Below are 21,271 nucleotides of genomic sequence, written 5' to 3'. Positions count from 1 at the left end.
TTTATCTAATAGTCTACATGATAATCCTTCTTAAATGCTATGCCATTCCAAGCCTTTTTTGCCGTCCAATCTGCCGGAGCAGCTGTCCAGAAAGGATGGTTAGCTGCTAAGCCAAGGGGTAGAAACCCAAGTGTAGCCATATATAAACTGCCTGTTGAGGTATAGCTATCGGCAATCATCGGTTGCGAACCGCAGAATCCTAATACCAGCCAGCCATTTGTGTCGAAATTATTGCAGAAATCGAACATACGGTGCATCACTGCCGTAATGCCACAACGTATTTGCGCTTCACTAATGTGAGAAGGTAATTTTTCCATTAATGCTACTTGTCCCAGAGCTTGGAAAGCAGCTGTACGATAAGTAGCCGAACGCCCCATTGCAGGGTAGGTGCCCTCTGGACTAATTATCCGCTCTGAAAATTCAGAATAACGAATCATGCGTTGCAAAGCCGTATTATATTCTTCTAGTGGTACTTTTTTGCGATCGGATAGTACCTTTAAAAAATCTACCAACATGGGATGAATTACGTATGCATTATAATAATCCATACTGAAACTAGGTCCATCGCTATACCACCCATCGCCTTTATACCATTCTGTCATTTTCCTTCTAGCAAACTCTATGCGAGCAGGGTCCGGCTTTTCGCCAACACTCCATAAAAACGCTTCATTTATGCCAGCAAATAGCACCCAGTTGTTATATGCGCCAGTTCTGGTTCTGAGCGTTTTAAATTCTTCGATGATCCTAGTTTTTGTGAGGGTATCTAACGGTGCCCATAAAGCTTTTGGAGCCCTTAAAAAGGCTTGCGCCATGTATGCTGCATCTACTATAGGCTGACTTTCTGTTCTAAAGTTCAGATAATCAGGATTGGTAGGATCTACTGCATTCGAAATACCCTTTAAGAGCGCTTTCCGTAGATCTATCCTCATTTTACCTTCTGCGCTGTTATCATCAGGTAGTGCTAACCATGGGGCAACGCCTGCCATAGTGCGGCCAACGGCCTCCAAATACGTTACTTTTTTAAAAAAGTCGGTTTTCATTCCTGGCGGAACTTCGACAGGCATTTTCTGCTTTAGTGTGCTATTGGCTAAATTTAAAATTACTGGCGATGCTATTTTATACAGTAAATTAGTCCAATAGGCACGATCTTCAGCACCGGTAGCTACCTTTTCGAGTTTTGGTTTAATCGTTTTCTGAGCACTGGTTAAATTGGTAAGTACTATACTAAAAGTAAGTACTAAAAAGCTTATTTTAACTATTTTCATCTGTTTATAATTTTGTTTTTAGTTGTCAGATGTTCCTTGATAATGCCTTATTGGATGATAAAATATCGAGTGGAACCGGCAGTTAGGGTCTGTTTAAATTGAATGCTTTTTACAGTAGCGCCCTCATAATCAAATGTTAAAGGGATAAGCTGTCCGGTTGCAGCATCTTGTACGGTTAATTTCTGAGGGTCTTTACTGCTCACCTTCCTATAGATGCTACGCCAAGGAATTTCTATGCTCTCGCTTTTACTAAGCGCAGTACTATTTTTTACTTCCTTGATGAGTCCTTTAACATCTTGATTTAATTTCAATTTAAAAAGCTCTGTTCCCGCCAACAGGAATGCTCCAACACCATATACATCGGTATCATCGTAGCCTACCTTGTCGGGCGCTGCCCCCTGTGCTTGTACAAAGCCTAGTTTTCCATCTGGATGTACGGATGTACTTAGCGCTGCCCAAGCTTTATCTAGCACATTTTTATATTTTTTATAGGGTAATAAGTTATGATTTACACCCCAGGCCATTGCATAAGTAATAAAACCTGTTCCGCTTGTTTCTTTACTGGGGAAACTTTGTGGATCTAATAAGCTGGCGTGCCATGAACCGTCGGGCTGTTGCAACTGTGCTAGTTTAGTAGACATGTTGCGAAATAATTTCACAGAGCGCTTATAATCTGAATGTGTTGGGGGCATAGTTGATAGCACCCTTATCAATCCAGCAATTACCCAACCGTTACCGCGGGACCAAAAAACTTTGGCTCCATTTTTTTCTTGTTTGGTAAAATAGCGGCTATCGCGATAATACAGGTGCTCCTCTTTATCGTATAGGTATGCGGTAGATTTCCACCACAAGGCTAATGCTTTATCCAGATATTGTGCATTACCTGTTGCCTCACTAAGGTAGGCCAAACCCGGGGGACCCATAAATAGCGCATCGCACCAAGCCCATTCTCGTAAATGAATGTTTTTTTTCCATGCTAAAGATTCGGTATGGGGTATAGTCACCAAGGTATCGGCTAAACTTTTAAAGTCGGCAATATATTGAGGATTTTGGTAGATTTCGTATAGCTTACAATATAGTTGGCCTACACAGTAATCATCAGCAAAATGACGGTTAGGGCCAATTTTCCATTGGTTATCTTTTCCTACCTGGATCAGTTTCTGGTAATACAAGTCTGTTTTGGCCAAATTTCCAAAAGCCATCATCCCAGTATACATGGCGCCAGATGTCCAATCTTTCTTAGAATTTTTCCAACCAGAAGTTTCTAAAGATTTCCATTGCCAGTTGGCCACTTTTTCCATTTGTGAAAAAATTTGGTTTGGTTCTGGTAATTGTCCGTAAGTGGTAATCGCAAAACCACATAATAGAAAGCACAAAATTCTACGCATACGTTGTTCGTTAAATAAATTTATTTTAGAAGGTTTAACAAGACTCTACTAAAGATAGGGGGTATTTTTATGGAGAAATAGAATAGTATTGCGCAAACGTTTGATTTTTGCGTTCTAGTTATTCTCTACCAGTTCCGATTCGATCGTAATTTTATAGAAAGATTGTTCCTCTTCTTGTTCATTATGCAGCAAGTCGAACAAAACATCTACTGCGCGTTGTGCTTGTATTTCGGGGAACTGTTCAATAGAAGCTATAGGTCTATTTTCCATAAAATTAATCATTGGTGTGTTTGCATAACTTACAAACTCTAATTCATTAGATTTAATTAATCCTAAATTTTTAGCGTGTTTAATGGCAAATACGGATACATAATCATTAAAAGTTACAATAGCCGTAGGTTTTCTAGTATTAGCAATTAAGGTTTCTAACGCAGTTTTCGTACCCTCTTCTGTTAAATCGCAATTTACAACTAAAGAGGGGTCGAACTTTAGCCTGTTTTTTTGCAAGGCTTTGATATAACCTTCTTTTCGTTGTCCACTTGCCATTAAAGAATGTGGTCCATTAATTAATCCAATGGTTCGATGCCCTCTTTTTAAAAGATAATCAACCACAGAAATACTCCCCGTTTCGATGTTACAGGCTACAGAATGAATGTTTTTAAGCGGTGGTATTCTGTCGAAAAAAACAACTGGAATACTATAGCGGTTTAAGAGCTCGAAATGGTCAAAGTTGGTAGTGGTTTTCGCAACGGATATAATCAAGCCATCAACCCTATAGTTTTTCATTTTTTCGACCAATAATTTTTCACGCTCTTGATCATCGTGAGACTGGGCTAATAAGATGGTGTAATTTTTTTTATAGGCTAAATCTTCGATCGTACTAATTGCCGTAGAAAAAAAAGATTCTGCCAATTCAGGCAAGATTACGCCAATGGTGTACGTTTTGCCTTTTTGAAAGAGAATGGCTCTTTCATTAGGCTCGTAATGTAAGTCCCTGGCCGTTTGTTTTATTTTTGCACGAGTTGCAGGGCTAATACTAGGATGATCGTGTAAAGCACGAGATACCGTAGAAGGAGAAACATTTAATTTCTTCGCAATTTCAGTAATGGTAGCTGGTTTTGTCATCAAATTTCTCCTTCCGTTTTATCAAATTTAAAGATAACAAAAACATCGATACTAGTTGAGCCAAATATCAAACGTTTGCGCAAAGTAAATTGATGAATTTCGCCAAGAAGTATTTACCTGACCAATTAAGTTTAGGACTTATTCTGACTGTCTTATTTTTTGATTTCTTGAACAAAGTAGTTTTATAAATCAATTAATTAAATATTAGTTTATTAAACTATTAAGATAAAATCGAGTTGCATATTTTTAAAGAATTTCCTTTATTTTTCGAGCGCAGCGAGCTCTATGCCACCATTAAAAAACAATAAGTCAAGGCATTAAACTCCCGGCTGCTTATCAACTATTCTTTATGTTGGTGAACGTAGAAACAAACGTTTGCGCTAAACTAATTGCAGTAAAGACAAATTGCATGCGTATTTTGGCTATTCTAAATTCTAGATCAACACATAATGAGCATACTTTCTATTAATAAAATGATAAAGTCCATCTTATGGTGCGCCACATTTCTTTTTTTACTAACTGCTTTACCGGTTTCGGCACAAGAAAAGCCCGAAAACCCTAGTGTAATAGCGGTTAAGCAAATCGGTACTACTATGGTAGAAATTGAGCTTACCCATGGCCAGCGAATGATGCTAGATTTTTATGGCGAAAATATTTTCAGGTTATTTCAAGATAACGAGGGAGGTAAAATGAGAGACCCAGAATCGAAACCAACCGCAGAAATTCTTGTAAAGAACCCGCGTAAACCCGTGTCGGTAATTACTATAAAAGATGAAAACGGACAAATTTTTATTTCTACAGCCTCAATTACGGTGTTAATTGATAAAAAAACAAGCTTACTAAAATTGATTAATCAAAAAAATCAAAAACTAGTGGCAGAAGAAATTGAACCGATAGCAATTGCAAACAATAAAGTTTCTTTAAGCTTTAAGAGTGAGCCTGATGAGTATTTTTATGGTGGTGGCGTACAAAATGGTCGTTTTTCTCATAAGGGCAAATCAATCGCTATCGAGAACCAGAACAGTTGGACCGATGGGGGGGTAGCTTCGCCAACTCCTTTTTATTGGAGTACTAAAGGTTATGGTGTACTGTTTTATACGTTTAAAAAAGGTCGCTACGATTTCGGTGCTAAGAATAAAGGGGTCATTAGCTTATCACATGAAACCAATTATCTAGACGTTTTTTTTATGGTGAATGATGGTGCAGCTGGCTTGCTGAGCGATTTTTATCAGTTAACGGGAAACCCGGTTTTACTTCCCAAATTTGGTTTTTATGAAGGGCATTTAAATGCATTTAATCGCGATTATTGGAAAGCAGATACTACAGGAATATTATTTGAGGATGGACAGAAATATAAGGAAAGCCAAAAGGATAATGGAGGCATCAAAGAGTCGCTAAATGGAGAAAAAGGCAATTATCAGTTTTCGGCTCGTGCGGTAATCGATCGTTATAAAAGGAATGACATGCCTTTTGGTTGGATTTTACCTAATGATGGCTATGGCGCAGGTTATGGGCAAACTGAAACTTTAGATGGAAACATTGCTAATTTAAAAAGCTTCGGAGATTATGCCCGTAAAAATGGGGTCGAAATTGGGCTATGGACACAATCTGATCTTCATCCAAAACCTGGAATAAGCGCCTTGTTGCAACGCGATATTTTAAAAGAAGTGAAAGAAGCTGGTGTTCGTGTTTTAAAAACCGATGTGGCTTGGGTAGGCGCAGGTTATTCTTTCGGACTAAATGGAGTAGCTGATGTGGGTCAAATTATTCCGGCTTATGGCGATAGCGCACGACCTTTTATTATTTCATTAGATGGATGGGCAGGTACCCAACGGTATGCAGCCGTTTGGTCGGGCGATCAAACGGGGGGCAATTGGGAGTACATCCGCTTTCATATCCCTACGTATATTGGCGCTGGATTATCTGGTCAGCCTAATATTACTTCTGATATGGACGGCATTTTTGGCGGTAAAAATGCTGCCGTTAATATTAGGGATTTTCAATGGAAAACCTTTACGCCAATGCAACTCAATATGGATGGTTGGGGCGCTAGTCAGAAATACCCACATGCACAGGGCGAGCCAGCAGCTTCGATTAACAGAACCTATCTTAAATTAAAGTCGGCTTTACTGCCCTATCAATACAGCATAGCCAAAGAGGCAGTAAATGGCTTGCCGATGATGAGAGCAATGTTTTTAGCTTCCCCAAATGCGTATACCCAAGGCATAGCTACACAATATCAATACCTCTTCGGCCCCAGTTTTTTGATCGCTCCAATTTATCAAGCTACCAACATCGACGAAAAAGGAAACGATGTTCGTCATAACATTTACTTGCCTGAAGGCCAATGGATAGATTATTTTTCGGGAGAAACCTACCAAGGTAATCGAATCATTAACAGTTTTAATACACCAATCTGGAAACTTCCTGTTTTTATAAAAAGCGGGGCAATTATTCCAATGGTGAACCCAAATAATAATGTTACAGAAATTAACAACGCACTTCGCACGTATGAAGTGTATCCCGCTGGTAACAGCAGTTTCGTAGCTTACGATGATGATGGAAAAACCGAAGCCTACACCTTAGGAGCGGGAACAACTACGTCGATTACTTCTTCGGTAAACAATCATGAGGCTTTAATCACTATAGCACCTACTAAAGGAAATTTTGAGGGTTTCATTAAAAATAAGGCGACTGCATTTGTAGTAAACGTAACTTCAGCACCTAAAGCTATTGAGGCGGAAGTAGGAAGTACACGCATAAAATTAAAAGCAGCCAAATCGGCTGATGAGTTTGCAAAATTATCGAACGCTTATTTTTACGATGCAGCACCTAATTTGAATAAGTTTAGCACCAATGGAAGTGAATTTGAAAAAGTAATCATCACCAAAAACCCTCAAATATTGGTTAAACTTGCGCCCACCGATATAACCTTACATAAAGTGGTTCTTCGTATTAAAGGTTTTTATTTTGAGCCGGCAGATAAAATTCGTGTAACTACAGGTGCCTTAAACCCGCCTGCTTTAGCGCAAGTAACCGAAAAAAACAAGACTGCGTTTACGCTACGACCTACTTGGCAAAAAGTAGCAAATGCCGACTTTTATGAAATCGAATTTAAGGATATGCTTTACAGTACAATTAAAGATACCAGCTTTCTGTTTGAGGGTTTAACGCAAGAAACTGACTATACATTTAAGCTAAGAGCGGTAAATAAAGATGGAAATTCTAATTGGGTAATCATCAATGCTAAAACAGGAGTTAACCCATTACAATTTGCAATTAAAGGAATTAAAGCCACTACTACCGCAGAAAATCAAGGCGGATCGGGCATTAATAAATTAGTTGATTTTGATGAAGATAACGGCTGGCATACCAAATGGGGAAAAAATTCCGTTCCGTTTGAGGTTGTTATCGATCTTAAAAGTACCAATCAATTAGCGAAAATCCAATATTTGCCGCGTATAGATGGGGGCAATGGCGTGTTGCTAAAAGGAGAAATTTTCTTTAGCAATGATAAAGAGAATTGGATTTCAGCTGGCAATTTCGAATGGGCTAGAACCAATGCTGCTAAAATATTCGAGTTTAAAGATCATCCAGCTGCAAATTCTATCAAAATTGTTGTAACTGCAGCTGTTGACGGCTTTGGTTCTGGAAGAGAATTATACGTATTCAAAGTGCCTGGAACAACAAGTTACCTTCCAGGAGACATTAATAACGATAAAGTAATTGATGAAAACGATTTAACCTCTTATCGTAACTACACAGGTTTGCGCAAGGGCGATGGAGATTTTGAAGGCTACATTAGCAATGGCGATATTAATAAAAATAACCTAATTGATGGATATGATATTTCGGTGGTTGCTACTCAACTTGATGGGGGAGTAGAGGTTGGAAAAGCAGCCCCACTATCAGGAAGCATCAATTTAACCACAACCCGTACTGCTTTTAAAAATGGAGAGACTGTAGAAATACGTGTTAAAGGAACGAATTTAGCAAGCGTAAATGCCATCAGCTTTGCTTTACCATACCCTTCACAAGATTTCGAATATCTTGGAATTGAGCCACTTGCTGTAAAACAAATGGATAACCTTACCTATGATCGTTTACATACCAATGGTGAAAAGTCATTATATCCAACTTTTGTAAATATTGGAAATAAAGCACCATTAAACGGAAATACAGATTTATTTATCATTAAGCTAAAAGCAAAACGTAATACCACTTTTAATTTAAAAGCAAATGATGGAGTATTAGTAGATAAGACCCTAAAGACAATTAAATTTTAATAGCAAAATGAAGAAAATACTCTTTTGTTTACCAATCTTATTACTTTTTGTGGCATTGGCACAGGCACAAGATTTACCTGTAGAACTACAAACGCCACAAATTGTTTCTATAAATCGATTGCCAATGCGAGCGAGTTCGTATATGTTCGAGAATAGGGCTTTAGCAGAAAAACGCTCAAAAGAAAATTCAGCCTATTTTATTTCACTAAATGGCTCTTGGAAATTTAATTGGGTGAAGGATCCGCGTAAGCGACCAACAGATTTTTTTCAACCCACGTTTGATGATCGTAAATGGGACGACTTTAAAGTGCCTGCTAATTGGGAAACGAATGGTTATGGCACACCAATCTATTTAAACCAACCGTACGAGTTTGCGGGTAAGCGATTAACAGGAGCTAGAATGAATCCACCGTTTGATATTCCAGTAGATAACAATCCGGTTGGCTCATACCGCAAAAAAATTACTATCCCAGAGAACTGGAACGGACGTCAGATATTCATTAGTTTGGGTGCAGTAAAATCGGCATTTTTTATTTGGGTAAATGGTAAAAAAGTAGGGTATAGCGAGGATAGCAAGCTTGCTGCCGAATTCGATATCACTAAATATGTTAAACCAGGCGAAAATTTAATCGCCTTACAGGTGTACCGTTGGAGTGATGGAAGCTATCTCGAATGCCAAGACATGTGGCGTATTTCGGGCATCGAACGCGATGTTTACCTTTACTCGACCCCAAAGTTAAACATTGCCGATTTTAAAACCATTGCTACACTAGACCCGTCTTACACGAACGGACTTTTAAGCGCCGATGTGCGCATCGATAATTATAAAATTGATCAACATACCAACCATAGTCGCCCCGATAGCTTTTACGTTGCCTTAGATTTGGTCGATGCAAAAGGCACTAATGTTTGGAAGGACGAATCGAAAATGACTACCGTTTTAGGTAATTTCTATAGCAATTTATCTTTTAAAGCACAGATTAATCAAGTTAAAACCTGGTCGGCTGAGGTTCCAACGTTGTACACGCTATTCATCACGTTAAAAGACAAAAATGAGAAAGTAATAGGAGTAGTTTCTCAACGTATCGGTTTTAGATCCATAGAAATTAAAGGAAGCGATTTTCTAGTAAATGGAAAACGAGTGTTCTTAAAGGGTGTAAATCGCCATGAGCACAACGCCAAGCAAGGCCATACTTTAACCCATGCCGATATGGAAAAAGATATGGAAATGATGAAAAAGCTAAACGTAAATGCGGTTCGTCATTCTCACTATCCACCCGATCCGTATTGGATGGAACTTTGCGATGAGTATGGATTATATGTAATCGATGAAGCCAACATCGAAAGTCATGGTCGTTATTACAGCTTGGAAACCTCATTTGCGAACGATAAAGAATGGAGAGTTCCGCATTTAGAACGTATTCAACGCATGTATGAACGCGATAAAAATCATCCATCAATTATTACCTGGAGCTTAGGAAATGAAGCAGGTAATGGGGTTAATTTCTACGAAGCATACGAGTGGTTAAAGAAAATAGATGGCCGACCAGTTCAATATGAACGTGCAGAAAATGATTATAATACCGATTTAATCGTACCCCAATATCCTTCACCAAATTACTTGCCAAATTACGCTAAGTCAAAAAATGCCCGTCCATTTATCATGAGCGAATATGCGCACATTATGGGCAATAGCTTAGGTAATTTTAAAGAGTATTGGGATGCCATCGAAAATAATCCAAAGCTACAGGGCGGTTTTGTATGGGAGTGGATCAATCAAGCCCTTGATACCGTTAAAAATGGCAAGCGCATTATGGCTTACGGTGGCGATTTCCCACTTGCTGGTCCAGTTGATGAAAATTATAGCGATAACAATTTTTGTGTGAAAGGTGTGGTAACGGCCTACCGAGAGATGACCCCAATGGCAGTTGAACTTAAAAAAGTACATCAATACATTAAGACAACGTATAATGGTTCGAATCAAATACTTGTAAACAATAGCTATTTCTTTAAAGACATTAGCAATGTGCAATTGAATTGGGAACTCGTAGAAAACGGTAAAGTGATACAGAAGGGACTTATTGCAGATTTAAATGTTGGTCCACGCCAAACACAAACCTTTACACTGCCCTTTAAAACAATTTATAAACAAGGTAAAGAGTATTTTTTAAACATTTACTATCGATTAAAATCTGCCGAACCCTTTTTGGAGAAAGGTTATGATATTGCTTACGAACAGCTTGCAATTGCAGGCGTGCTAAAAGAAAATGAAGTAAGAACAACTAAGATCGATAATCCAGTTAAATATGTAAAGTTGGGAGATAAAGGTGTCTTTAGCGGAAAAAATTTTCAAGCAACATTCGATTTAAGAAAGGGAAAACTAAGTAGTTATTTAATCGATGGGAAGGAAATTTTAGTTACGGGCCCTCAGCCTGGTTTCTATCGTGCGCCAACGGATAATGATATCGGTGCAGGCTTAAACACAAAATTGCGGATGTGGCGTAACGTTTACGATGAGAAAATGGCTCCTGTTAAAATTGAAGCTGGTCCAGTTTCAGATCTACCCTATGGCGGTATGGTTAGTATAGCATCAAACTTACTAAATGGCGATGCAAGTACTACTCAAGTGTTTTATTTATACGCCGATGGAACGATCAAAGTGGAAACGCAGTTTAAAGCGGTTAAAGGTAAGTATAGAACTTTAATGCGTATTGGAAATGATATACAATTGGATAAAAAGTATAGCAACATCCAATGGTATGGTCGTGGTCCGGGCGAAAACTATGCAGATCGCAAAACAGCGTCTTTAGTTGGCACGTATAGTTCTATGGTCGATGATCAGTATTTTCCCTATGCTCGTCCACAAGAAAGCGGAAATAAAACAGATGTGCGTTGGGTAGCCTTCACCAACAAAGCGGGTAAGGGAGTGCGTTTTGAATTTGCAGATCAATTGTTAAGTTTTAATGCATTACCCTACTCGGTAGAAGATTTAGATCCAGAAGCAGAGAAGAAGCAATATCATTCTGGAGAATTGGTAAAACGTAATCAAATTTTTGTGCATATGGATATGCAACAATTGGGTGTTCAGGGAATCGATAGTTGGGGTTCATTGCCATTAATTCAGTATCAAATTCCATTTAAAGATTATACCTATAGCTATTACATTAAGCCAATTAAGTGATGAATTATAAAATTTTAGTATTTCTAATCTCCATGCGATTGTAATCGATTTAGGTCAAAACTACGAAATCGGAAGTGTTAAGATTTTACCTAGGCAAGATAACACCGACGGACGAATTTAAAGGATTAGAAAATTACCGACTAAAAATGAAATTGAAACTAAAATTAAGTATTCTCCTGTTATTTTTATCTACGCTGGTTTTTGCGCAGGAAACAATTTTAGCGCCAACCCCACCTATGGGGTGGATGAGTTGGAATTTGATGGAGGTTGATGTTACTGAAACAGGTATCAAAGAAATTGCCGATGCTCTGGTAAGTACTGGAATGTTAAAATCGGGTTTCAATTATATATTTATTGATGATGGATGGCAAGGTGGAAGAGATAACAAGAATAATATCATTCCTGATCCCAAAAAATTTCCTTCTGGAATAAAGGCATTGGCCGATTATGTACACGCTAAAGGCATAAAATTAGGAATTTATTCAGATGCTGCGCCATTAACTTGTGGTCAATATACCGCAAGCTTAAATTTTGAAGAGCAAGACGCAAAAACATTTGCCAAATGGGGGATTGATTATCTGAAGTACGATTATTGTAATGCCCCAAAAGACGTCGCCACAGCCAAACAGCGCTATGCTAAAATGGCAAATTCACTCCGTAAATCAGGTCGAGATATCGTTTTCGGGATTTGTGAATGGGGTCCGCGCCAACCCTGGAATTGGGGCCCCGAAGTTGGAGGACAGAGCTGGAGAACCACATTCGATATCCGTGATAAATGGATCGATGTTGAAGGTAAAGGAGGTGTGGGTATTTATAATGTGGTTGATAAAACCAGTGAATTAGACAAATTTTCTGGACCAGGAAAATGGAATGATGGCGATATGTTGGTGGCTGGCCTCAACGGCTTAAAGGGCCCCTCATCAGCGTATACGAATGGTAAGGGATGTGCCCCGGCAGAATATCGAAGTCAAATGAGCCTATATTGCATGCTCAACTCGCCCCTGTATGCAAGTTGCGATATCCGTAAATTGGATGAAGACACAAAAACCATATTTACGAACACTGAAGTAATTGCCTTAAATCAAGATGCTTTAGGTAAGCAAGCAGAGCGGAAGATCAAAACCGACATATGGGATGTATTTGTTCGCCCATTAGCCAACGGCGACTTTGCACTGGCAATTTTAAATAAAAGTGATTCAGAACAAAATTCACTAATCAACTTTTCTGATGTAGGCCTTGCGGATAAATATGAAATCAAAGATTTATGGCAACATAAAGTAATTGGTAAGGGAAATAAGTGGGCAGGGAAGGTCGTCTCGCACGAAACAAAAGTGTTTCGTTTAAAGAAACTTTAAGTCTTATCAACACACATAACCAACTACATAAATGAAACAATTGTTAATTCTTGTCCTACTAGCTTCGGCACTACCTACTTTTGCCCAAGGTGTAACGAAAGATCCTGCTACAGTAATTATTGGTCCAAAGAACAAATTGGCTGCAAATGATACTGCCTTTAAAAAACAGATTAGCGAATGGTGTAATACCAATTTGGCTATTAAAGATTATAAAAAAATTACAGCCCATCCTTCTGCAGCCTATTTTCCGGGAGCAGTGAAAGAAGGAGCAAAGTTCATAAAACGAACCATCACTATAAAACATCAAAAAATAGTAGATAGTTTAATCCCAATTGTTACGCGTTTGCGCTATTCTGGAAATTGGGCTAACACTCTTTATAGTACAGGATTGTACGCTGTTCCGGGCGAATATATCGAAATTGATGTCCCAGATGGTATTGATATTAAACACCTAAAGGTACAAATCGGATCACATTCAGACCGTTTAAATAGCCGAAGTGCTGAGAGACAACCATGGAGCAGAATGCCAATTATCACCAAAGTTCAAGAATTAGCTAAAGGAAAAAATAGAATTGCTTCACCATTTGGGGGACTAATTTACATCACTTATCCGCCAAGAGAAGCAACTTGGGAAAATGAGATTACCATCGGCCATGCGGTTGCAGCGCCCCTTTTTATTTTGGGTAAAACCACTGATGACGCATGGAAATCACAACTAGCTGATAGTAAAGCACCTTGGGGCGAGTTAGCTTCAGATAACATGATCATAACTTTGGCAAATGAAGATTTGCAGCAGGTAACTAACCCAAGCGAGGTAATGAAATTATGGGATTTAATTGTGGGTGGAGAAATGGATTTAGCACAAATCAAAATGCCATTTTACAGAGCACAACGCATGGTGGTTGATGTACAAATTAGCGCTGGGGCAATGCATAGTGGTTACCCATTTATGACCTATCATAGTCCAAGCAGTAGCACCAACACTGTCGATGTTGCCGCAAACCCTGCCGTGCTGATGAAACCAAGCAAAGGTGGTGCAAACTGGGGTTTTTTTCATGAATTGGGGCACAATATGCAAAATTTAGATTGGGTGTTTGGCGGATCAACCGAAGTGAGTAATAACTTCTTTTCACTCTATATGTTCGATCGTTTGCTAGGTGGAAGGGATGATGCACACTCGGCCATATCATCAGAAAATACTCAAAAATCAATGAAGAAGTATTTTGCCGAAGGTGTTGATTACGAGAAGTGGAAAAAAGATCCTTTTTTAGGATTGATTATGTTCAGGCAAATCCAAGAATCGTTTGGATGGGAAAGCTTTAAAACCTTTTTCAGGGCATATCAGAAATTTGCCGAACAAGATATTAGAACGCCAGAGAACCAAAAACCAGATGTATTTGTAACTACCTTCTCAAAAGTAATTAATCGAAACCTAGCTCCATTTTTTGTGAAATGGGGTATCCCCATTCGTGAGCATACGCAAAAAGAACTTGCCATTTACGAAGGCTGGATGCCTTATAATTTCCCGCCGCAGAATTAAATTGCTTTAAGCGTAAATTTTAATGATTAGTGATTTAAAAAAAAAGCGTCCTAATTGTTATTGGGACGCTTTTAACACACAAATGAAACCTGAATTGAGATATAGTTTTAGGTTAGGTTAAAAAATATCTTGGTCAATCCTATAAGAACGTTTTTGAACAAACCATTAAGGATTGTTTAATATCTTATAACAAGTTTAATGCTATTCTTACTGTAAAGCTAGTAAAATGAGTAAGTGGTAATGATAATTGAGTAAACGGTAGTAATTAGGTGAGAGGAACTAAAATAGTGATGATTGTACCGTTTTTTCCGTTTTGTTTTATATTCAAGTGTATAGGTTTTGCTTCAATTTTGTTTAATAAATTAATTCGCTCTTGGGTTAAATCCATTCCTTTGCTTCTATGCCCAGATTTCTTTTGCTTTAAAGAATTATAAATACCTACTCCATTATCGATAATATTAATCTGCAAATAGTCTTCATCATTCAGATTAATATTGATGTCAACTTCTCCACCTTGTTCTTGTGGCATAATGCCATGCCATATTGCATTTTCGATAAAAGGTTGTAGCAACATCGATGGAATGAACGATTCTTCTTTATCAATTTTAGGATCGATGGTAATACGGTATTTGAATTTATCGCCAAATCGATTTTTTTCGAGACTTAAATAGAGATTCAAATAATCTACCTCTTCTTCTAAGTTAATATAGCTTTTGGTACAAATCTCTAAATTTTTACGGATAAGTTTGGCAAAGCCTGTTAAAACACGATTAGCTAATGAAGTATTGCTCGTATTAATGTAATGTTGGATAGAATTCATTACATTAAATACAAAATGTGGATTCATCATCGCTTGTAAAGCCTTTTGCTCTAACATTAAGGTTTTATTCTTTAACAATAACTGCTCTTGCTCCTTATTCTTTTGCCGCTTAGTTATGGTAACTGTGATAATGTAGAGTAAGAATCCACCTATCACAATTAAAATTGAAAAAAACCACCAGGTTTGCCAAAAATGTTTTTCAAGCTCGAAATTAATTCTGGCAGGCACGCTCCATTCGTTATCTTGACTTTTAGCACTCACTTCAAATACGTAGTGGTCTGGCTCGAGTGTCGACAGCTCTAAACGTCTATTTTTTGTTTCAGTCCACTTTACATCGCCCTTTAAGCGATACCGATACGTAATTTGCTTGTTTTTAAAATCTACAGCACTGTAATTTAATACAATATTATGCTCCTCAGGCTCGAAACTAAAACTAGATGAACTTAAATCTAAAGGTATTTTGTTATGGGTGATAGATGATATATAAATTTTAGGCGCACTTTTTAATTGCGATGTTAAATTGAAGTTAAAATAAACTAATCCGTTATTGGTGGCAAAATAAGCAGTATTGTCATCTATAAAAAGATCGTTTAGGTCGTCGGATAATAAATCATTTGCATAATCGAATGAATTAATACTTACTTTATTGTTCTTATAAGATATTCTATTTACACCATTATTACTTATAGCCCACAAATGTTCGCCTTTTACAAAAAGCTTATTAATGATGTTGTTGTTAAGTCCATCACTTTGCGTAATATGCTTTACGATTTTATTGTTCGCCATAAATACTATGCCATAGCCATCCGTAGCCATTGCAAAAACGCTATTGGGCAATTCTTTGATGTCGTTCACCCTTTTCGTAAGCATGGGATTATTTGCGTAATGCTTAATTAAATTCCCATTGCCAAATTCCGATACGCCATTCAGATTCGAAAACCAGAGTTGTTGTTGCTGGTCAAAATAAACTCGATAGGCGCGTTCTTTAAAATAATCTTGCTTTTCTTTATACGCTAAAGCGTTAAATTCAAGCTTATTGATCCGATCGTTGATAATTACTACCCCAGAAGATAACGCCAAGGCGACTTTTTTATCTTGATCTAAGCTAAAATTTTTAACGACAAACATAGAATTATTAATTTCTCTTAAATAACTAATTTTTGGCTTAGTGTTATAAATATTTTCGAGTTTGCCCAATCCAAAGTCTGATGCAAAATACATCGTGTTGCGTGCGGTATCAAGTTTAAATTGTTTAATGTTGTCGTATTTTTTCTTATCTGGAATATCAATGCGCTGTACTTGCTTGGTATCTACAGCTAAGAGATTAATTTTTGCGCCACCTAGGCCTAGCCAAAGCCTGTTTTTTCCGTCTTTTGTAATACTTTTTATAGTGTTATTAGCTAACCCACTTTCTGTATTTAAAATATAAAGCCTTTCTTTAGGGTCAGGGAGTCTATAAATTCCATTTTTAGTCGTAAACCACATGTTGTCATTTCGATCTTTGATAACTTGGTTCACATCGATGTCATTTAATATTTGTTCGCTGCTTCCATTAAAGCCTAGAATAAAAACACCACTATTATTACTTAGCCAAAGCTCTTTGTCGTTAGTGTAAATGTAACCCGGACTATTAGCTAATAAATTCGAATTAATATTTAATACTTTCTTCACCGTAAATCCAGTCTTTAAATTTAATCCGCCTTTATCCAAAAAGTACATCGATTTATTTTTAAGATTTAAGCTTGTTTTATACGATAATGGGCGTATGGAATCATTAATTAACACGAAATCTCTTTCAATAAACACATGAAGTGCCTGTGTACTATACGCCCAAATGTTACTCTTGCTATCTTCATGGATGAAAGCATTAATGAATTGCTTTTGCTTATTGGGAGAGTGATATAGCAATACCGATTGTTCATTCCAACAGGCAATGGTGTTCTTATTGGTCCCGAACCAAATCCGGCCTTTACTATCCTCGAAAAATGAAACGACTACAGCATTTAATTTTAAGAGTTTAAGCTTAGGTTCGTTTTCGGAATTGTAAATTTTTCCGTTGTAGAAATAACTTAGCTGACCATTAAGTGCTAAGAACCAAATTCTGCCTTTGCTATCTTCCTTTAACTGTAAAATTTGATTATCGGGTAAGCCATCATCTACCGAGAAATTTTCGAAATTTGAACCGTCGAACCGACTTACTCCGGCATCAGTTGCAATCCATATATAGCCTTTTTTATCTTGCAGTGTAAAATAGCAATTATTGCTGGGCAATCCGTCTTTTGTGGTATAATGGGGAAGGTACAGGGTTTGGGCGTCGACAAGTTTTGCTTGAAAAAGTAAAGCGATAAACGTTAAGAGTACATATTTTAGAACGTTAATCTTCATTTTGTAAATTGGTAAATGCTTTAATTTTTTCGAAAAAATCGCTGGCTCGGCGACGGGAAACTGTAATGCATTCGCCGTTTTTGAGCACCACTTGTAAACCATTTTTTGAGTTATATTCTTTTATATAGGCTAGATTTACAATGGTAGATTTATGGATGCGGAAAAATCTGTTTTCTGGCAATATTTCTTCATAATCTTTTAACACTTTAGAAACTGCTATTTTCTCTGAATTAATTAAATTAAAAACAGAATAATTGCTATCCGCTTCGATATGCGTAATGTCATTAATATCAACCAAACGATAACCTTGTCCATTTGGTATGGTTATTTTTTTAATTGTTGATTTATTCGTTAAATCGTTTGCTAAATTTTTTAAGCTTTCATTCCTGTTGTTCTCATTTTTATTAAGCTTAATGTATTTGGATGCTTTTTCTACGGCTTCTTTTAATTCATCGATGTCTATAGGTTTTAATAAATAATCGAGCGCATTTGCCTTTATTGCTTTTAAGGCATATTGATCATATGCTGTGGTAAAAATTACGGTTGCATTTGCTAATTGTGCTTGAGGAATAAGCTCAAAACCATTTTCTCCAGGCATGGCAATGTCTAAAAAAATAAGGTCTATTTGATGCTGATTCAAGAGCATACGTGCTTCATTTACCGACTTTGCAATGCCCGAAACATGTACATTTTCGCAGTTTTCTTGAAGTAGAAAATAGAGTGAAGATCGGGCAAATTCTTCATCATCAACGATAATTGCGTTTAACACAGGCGTTTTGTTTTATAAGGCTCAATTTATCTAAAAAAATAACGATTAGGAAATATTTGTTTTTTGAGTACACCTAATAGGAGTGGGAAAACTTTGATTTATAAAAAACCGTATCAAAGTTCTTCTCGTAGTTTAAAAAAGATAACCTTTTAAAGAACCTTAAATAAGAATTTATAAACTATGGAAAATTTAACTAAAAACGACCAAAGTGGATTGCTTACAGAAAGCAGTATTTTGGATGCTAAATTACAACGTCGTTCTTTCTTGCAGTATGCAGGTGCAGGAGCAGCAGTGGTAGCCTTAACAGCTGCCGGCTGTAAAAAAGATAAAGTAATGGTTCCATCTGGTGTAACACTAGATTTTAAAGATGATTTTGGCGTATTAAATTATGCTTATGCTTTAGAACAACTAGAAGCCGCATTTTACATTAAAGTAGCTTCTGCACCACCATCAACATTTACCACAGCAGAGAAAAACTACTTTAATGATATTCAATATCATGAAATTGCCCACAGAGAATTTTTTAAAGCCGCATTAGGCACAGCGGCTATTGGTAGTTTGGAAGTAGATTTCTCAAGCATTAATTTTACAGATCGTACAAGTGTGTTGGCAACTGCAAAAGCATTTGAAGATTTAGGCGTGTCTGCTTATAATGGAGCTGGTGTACGTATTAAAAATACTACTTATTTATTAGCTGCGGGTAAAATTGTTTCGGTAGAAGCACGTCACGCTGCTTATATCCGTGATCTTATTTCTAATGGGAGTTTTTCAAATTTAAATGAGCTCAATGCTTTAGGGGCTGATGATACAAAAGGGTTAGATGCCTCTTTAACTCCAGATAAAGTACTTGCTATCGCAGGAACTTATATTAAAACTAAAGTAAACGTAATTAATCTTTAATCTTAAAATTAGAAATCATGAATATCGTAAATATATTAGAAGAAATTGAAAAAGTAGATGGTGAAATCTATGAAAGATTAAACCCGAGAAGAGCAGCAATGAAGGATTTTTTTAACATGGGAAAAAAAATCACATTAGCGGCAATGCCCTTAGCTTTAGGCTCAGTATTTCAAAAAGCATATGGTCAATCTACCCCGTCTCAAGTTACCGATGTGTTAAACTTTGCTTTATCATTAGAATATTTGGAATATAATTTTTACAACCATGCGGTTGTTGCTGCCCCTGGACTAATCCCAGCAGGAGCTCCATTAGCTGCAATTACATTAATTCGTAACCACGAACAGGCTCACGTTAATTTATTGGCTGGCGCATTGGGTGCATCTGCAAGAGCACCTATCCCTTATGCGGATACTGATTTTACAGCGGGTGGAACTTTCCCAGGAGTATATACTGATTATGCTACATTTTTAGCAGTGGCACAAGGATTTGAAGATACAGGTGTACGTGCTTATAAAGGTCAAGCAGGTGTGTTGGCTGGTAATGATGTATTAACTACAGCTTTACAGATCCATTCGGTTGAGGCTCGTCACGCAGCGCATATTCGTTCAATGCGTACAGCATTAGCTGGTGGAAGTGCAACTTTCAAACCATGGGTAAGCCTTGGCGCTTCAGGTCAAGCAAATGATTCTGGTGTGCCACAAGTTGATGCGGTTTATGCGGGTGAGGACACCACTGTGCAAGCAGGTGTTAACATTGTTGGTATTGGTGGTAATGCAAATATTACCAAAACAGCAGCTGTTGAATGTTTTGATGAGCCTTTAGATAGAGCCTCAGTAATAACTATTGCCAACTTGTTCTTAATGCCAGGAAAAAAATTAGTATAACATTTAGGTTTAGATTGGTTGATTTTTTAGGAAAGAGGAGCGAGAGCTCCTCTTTTTTTTATTAGGATTACCCGTATTATAGGATGGCTAGGATCGCAACCATTTTTTTACTAAAAAATAGATTTCCGACTAAATACTAACAACTCAAGCCTTAATACGTAATAACCTGTTCTTCTAATTCAGCGGGTAATTCTCTATAATTATATTGCTGTCCACGTAATTGCGGTTCAAAGCCTGCTTCTTTAATTGCGTCTTGAATACCTTTTGCTGTAAAACGATGTGGCGCCCCTGCAGCAGAAACTACGTTTTCTTCAATCATTATAGATCCAAAATCGTTCGCGCCTGAATGCAAGCACATTTGGGCTACAGCTTTACCAACCGTTAGCCAACTCGCCTGAATGTTTTTTACATTTGGCAACATAATACGACTTAAGGCCAGCATTCTAACATATTCATCGCCCGTTACGTTGTTGCTTATGCCACGTAAGCGCTTTAATAAAGTGCCATCGTCTTGAAAAGGCCATGGAATAAAAGCTAAAAATCCTTTTGCATGCGCAGGTTTTTCACTTTGAACTTCTCTTATCCATACCAAATGTTCGAAACGCTCTTCAATGGTTTCGACATGACCGAACATCATGGTAGCCGAAGTGGTAATATCAAGTTGATGCGCAGCTCGCATCACAGCTAACCATTCTTGCCCGCCACATTTTCCTTTAGAAATTAACCTTCTCACTCGGTCGTTCAATATTTCTGCCCCAGCTCCTGGCAACGAATCCATTCCGTTAGCTTTTAGGGTTTTAAGAACTTCTGTGTGCGAAATGCCTTCTAGTTTTGCAACGTGTGCAATTTCCGGTGGGCCGAGGGCATGTAATTTTAAATCGGGATATAACTCTTTTAACTCCTTGAAAAGATTAGCATAAAAACTTAGCCCTAAATCGGGATGGTGGCCTCCTTGTAATAGAAGTTGATCGCCTCCTAAGCGAAAGGTTTCTTCGATTTTAACTTTATAGGTTTCGATGTCGGTGATGTAGCTTTCATCGTGACCGGGCCTACGGAAGAAATTACAAAATTTACAGTTGGCAATGCAAACATTTGTTGTATTTACATTACGATCGATTTGCCAAGTTACTTTGCCACTGGGCACTTGAATTTTACGCAATTCGTTCGCTACATAAGCTAATTCAGCAGTTTCTGCATTATGATATAAAAAAACACCTTCTTCTTTTGTTAAAAAGTCGAAATTCAATGCTCGCTGTAATAGTTCGGCAGTATCCATATACAAAGATAATTGTTTTAGTCGTAAAGTCTGAAGTCATTAGTCTTGAGTTTGTAAATAGATAAAATAGAATTTAGACTATTAACTATAGACTCCA

At 37.5% G+C, this 21,271-nt stretch carries 12 protein-coding genes; 6 read left to right on the top strand and 6 right to left on the bottom strand.

All coding sequences use genetic code 11. The features are described from left to right. Nucleotides 1–5: 5 nt before the first annotated feature. The 3 genes from WG904_RS13290 to WG904_RS13280 all read right to left on the bottom strand — a co-directional run bounded on the left by WG904_RS13290 (nucleotide 6) and on the right by WG904_RS13280 (nucleotide 3,778). Nucleotides 6–1,265, bottom strand: coding sequence for a DUF2264 domain-containing protein (locus tag WG904_RS13290; RefSeq protein ID WP_339579811.1), 1,260 nt, complete (start codon nucleotides 1,263–1,265; stop codon nucleotides 6–8). Between the two features lie 47 nt (nucleotides 1,266–1,312). Continuing rightward, complete coding sequence (locus WG904_RS13285; protein ID WP_339579810.1) at nucleotides 1,313–2,653, bottom strand: glycoside hydrolase family 88/105 protein; 1,341 nt, start codon at nucleotides 2,651–2,653, stop codon at nucleotides 1,313–1,315. Between the two features lie 114 nt (nucleotides 2,654–2,767). Further along, a complete protein-coding gene (locus WG904_RS13280) occupies nucleotides 2,768–3,778 on the bottom strand; it encodes a LacI family DNA-binding transcriptional regulator (protein WP_339579809.1) in 1,011 nt (336 codons plus the stop codon). 449 nt (nucleotides 3,779–4,227) lie between these two features. Here WG904_RS13280 and WG904_RS13275 point away from each other — a divergent pair, with 449 nt between their 5' ends. The 4 genes from WG904_RS13275 to WG904_RS13260 all read left to right on the top strand — a co-directional run bounded on the left by WG904_RS13275 (nucleotide 4,228) and on the right by WG904_RS13260 (nucleotide 14,140). Beyond that, nucleotides 4,228–8,064 (top strand): TIM-barrel domain-containing protein, encoded by a 3,837-nt coding sequence (locus WG904_RS13275; RefSeq protein WP_339579808.1) that lies wholly within the window; start codon nucleotides 4,228–4,230, stop codon nucleotides 8,062–8,064. Between the two features lie 7 nt (nucleotides 8,065–8,071). After that, complete coding sequence (locus WG904_RS13270) at nucleotides 8,072–11,245, top strand: glycoside hydrolase family 2 TIM barrel-domain containing protein (RefSeq protein WP_339579807.1); 3,174 nt, start codon at nucleotides 8,072–8,074, stop codon at nucleotides 11,243–11,245. A 146-nt stretch (nucleotides 11,246–11,391) separates the two neighbouring features. After that, the gene (locus tag WG904_RS13265; RefSeq protein ID WP_339579806.1) at nucleotides 11,392–12,600 is read left to right on the top strand and encodes a glycoside hydrolase family 27 protein; all 1,209 of its coding nucleotides are present in this window, start codon (nucleotides 11,392–11,394) and stop codon (nucleotides 12,598–12,600) included. A 31-nt stretch (nucleotides 12,601–12,631) separates the two neighbouring features. Continuing rightward, a complete protein-coding gene (locus WG904_RS13260; protein WP_339579805.1) occupies nucleotides 12,632–14,140 on the top strand; it encodes a M60 family metallopeptidase in 1,509 nt (502 codons plus the stop codon). Nucleotides 14,141–14,405: 265 nt separating this feature from the next. Here the strand turns inward: WG904_RS13260 and WG904_RS13255 are convergent, their stop codons facing one another. Together WG904_RS13255 and WG904_RS13250 are read right to left on the bottom strand one after the other, a co-directional pair. After that, the gene (locus tag WG904_RS13255; RefSeq protein ID WP_339579804.1) at nucleotides 14,406–17,345 is read right to left on the bottom strand and encodes a sensor histidine kinase; all 2,940 of its coding nucleotides are present in this window, start codon (nucleotides 17,343–17,345) and stop codon (nucleotides 14,406–14,408) included. After that, nucleotides 17,335–18,114 (bottom strand): LytR/AlgR family response regulator transcription factor, encoded by a 780-nt coding sequence (locus WG904_RS13250; RefSeq protein ID WP_339579803.1) that lies wholly within the window; start codon nucleotides 18,112–18,114, stop codon nucleotides 17,335–17,337. The genes WG904_RS13255 and WG904_RS13250 overlap by 11 nt, the downstream gene beginning before the upstream one ends. Nucleotides 18,115–18,294: 180 nt before the next feature. On the opposite strand from WG904_RS13250, the gene WG904_RS13245 reads away from it, so the two are divergent. Together WG904_RS13245 and WG904_RS13240 are read left to right on the top strand one after the other, a co-directional pair. After that, nucleotides 18,295–19,014, top strand: a complete 720-nt coding sequence (locus WG904_RS13245) for a ferritin-like domain-containing protein (protein WP_339579802.1) — start codon at nucleotides 18,295–18,297, stop codon at nucleotides 19,012–19,014. A gap of 17 nt (nucleotides 19,015–19,031) precedes the next feature. Then, on the top strand, nucleotides 19,032–19,898 hold the full coding sequence (locus WG904_RS13240; RefSeq protein ID WP_339579801.1) for a ferritin-like domain-containing protein: 867 nt from the start codon (nucleotides 19,032–19,034) through the stop codon (nucleotides 19,896–19,898). Nucleotides 19,899–20,049: 151 nt separating this feature from the next. On the opposite strand, the gene WG904_RS13235 is transcribed toward WG904_RS13240, so the two are convergent. Next, the gene (locus WG904_RS13235; RefSeq protein WP_339579800.1) at nucleotides 20,050–21,174 is read right to left on the bottom strand and encodes a CofH family radical SAM protein; all 1,125 of its coding nucleotides are present in this window, start codon (nucleotides 21,172–21,174) and stop codon (nucleotides 20,050–20,052) included. Nucleotides 21,175–21,271: the final 97 nt, after the last annotated feature.

Source organism: Pedobacter anseongensis (genome assembly GCF_037482965.1).
Classification (GTDB): domain Bacteria; phylum Bacteroidota; class Bacteroidia; order Sphingobacteriales; family Sphingobacteriaceae; genus Pedobacter; species Pedobacter anseongensis.
The sequence above is the reverse complement of the archived record's forward strand: the minus strand, read 5'-3'. Positions and strand labels throughout refer to the sequence as shown.

Bases quoted from the DNA above. Each gene is read 5' to 3' on its own strand.
- WG904_RS13275 (WP_339579808.1), top strand. From the start codon at position 4,228: ATGAGCATACTTTCTATTAATAAAATGATAAAGTCCATCTTATGGTGC.
- WG904_RS13240 (WP_339579801.1), top strand. From the start codon at position 19,032: ATGAATATCGTAAATATATTAGAAGAAATTGAAAAAGTAGATGGTGAA.
- WG904_RS13265 (WP_339579806.1), top strand. From the start codon at position 11,392: ATGAAATTGAAACTAAAATTAAGTATTCTCCTGTTATTTTTATCTACG.
- WG904_RS13280 (WP_339579809.1), bottom strand. From the start codon at position 3,778: ATGACAAAACCAGCTACCATTACTGAAATTGCGAAGAAATTAAATGTT.
- WG904_RS13255 (WP_339579804.1), bottom strand. From the start codon at position 17,345: ATGAAGATTAACGTTCTAAAATATGTACTCTTAACGTTTATCGCTTTA.
- WG904_RS13290 (WP_339579811.1), bottom strand. From the start codon at position 1,265: ATGAAAATAGTTAAAATAAGCTTTTTAGTACTTACTTTTAGTATAGTA.
- WG904_RS13285 (WP_339579810.1), bottom strand. From the start codon at position 2,653: ATGCGTAGAATTTTGTGCTTTCTATTATGTGGTTTTGCGATTACCACT.
- WG904_RS13270 (WP_339579807.1), top strand. From the start codon at position 8,072: ATGAAGAAAATACTCTTTTGTTTACCAATCTTATTACTTTTTGTGGCA.
- WG904_RS13260 (WP_339579805.1), top strand. From the start codon at position 12,632: ATGAAACAATTGTTAATTCTTGTCCTACTAGCTTCGGCACTACCTACT.
- WG904_RS13235 (WP_339579800.1), bottom strand. From the start codon at position 21,174: ATGGATACTGCCGAACTATTACAGCGAGCATTGAATTTCGACTTTTTA.
- WG904_RS13245 (WP_339579802.1), top strand. From the start codon at position 18,295: ATGGAAAATTTAACTAAAAACGACCAAAGTGGATTGCTTACAGAAAGC.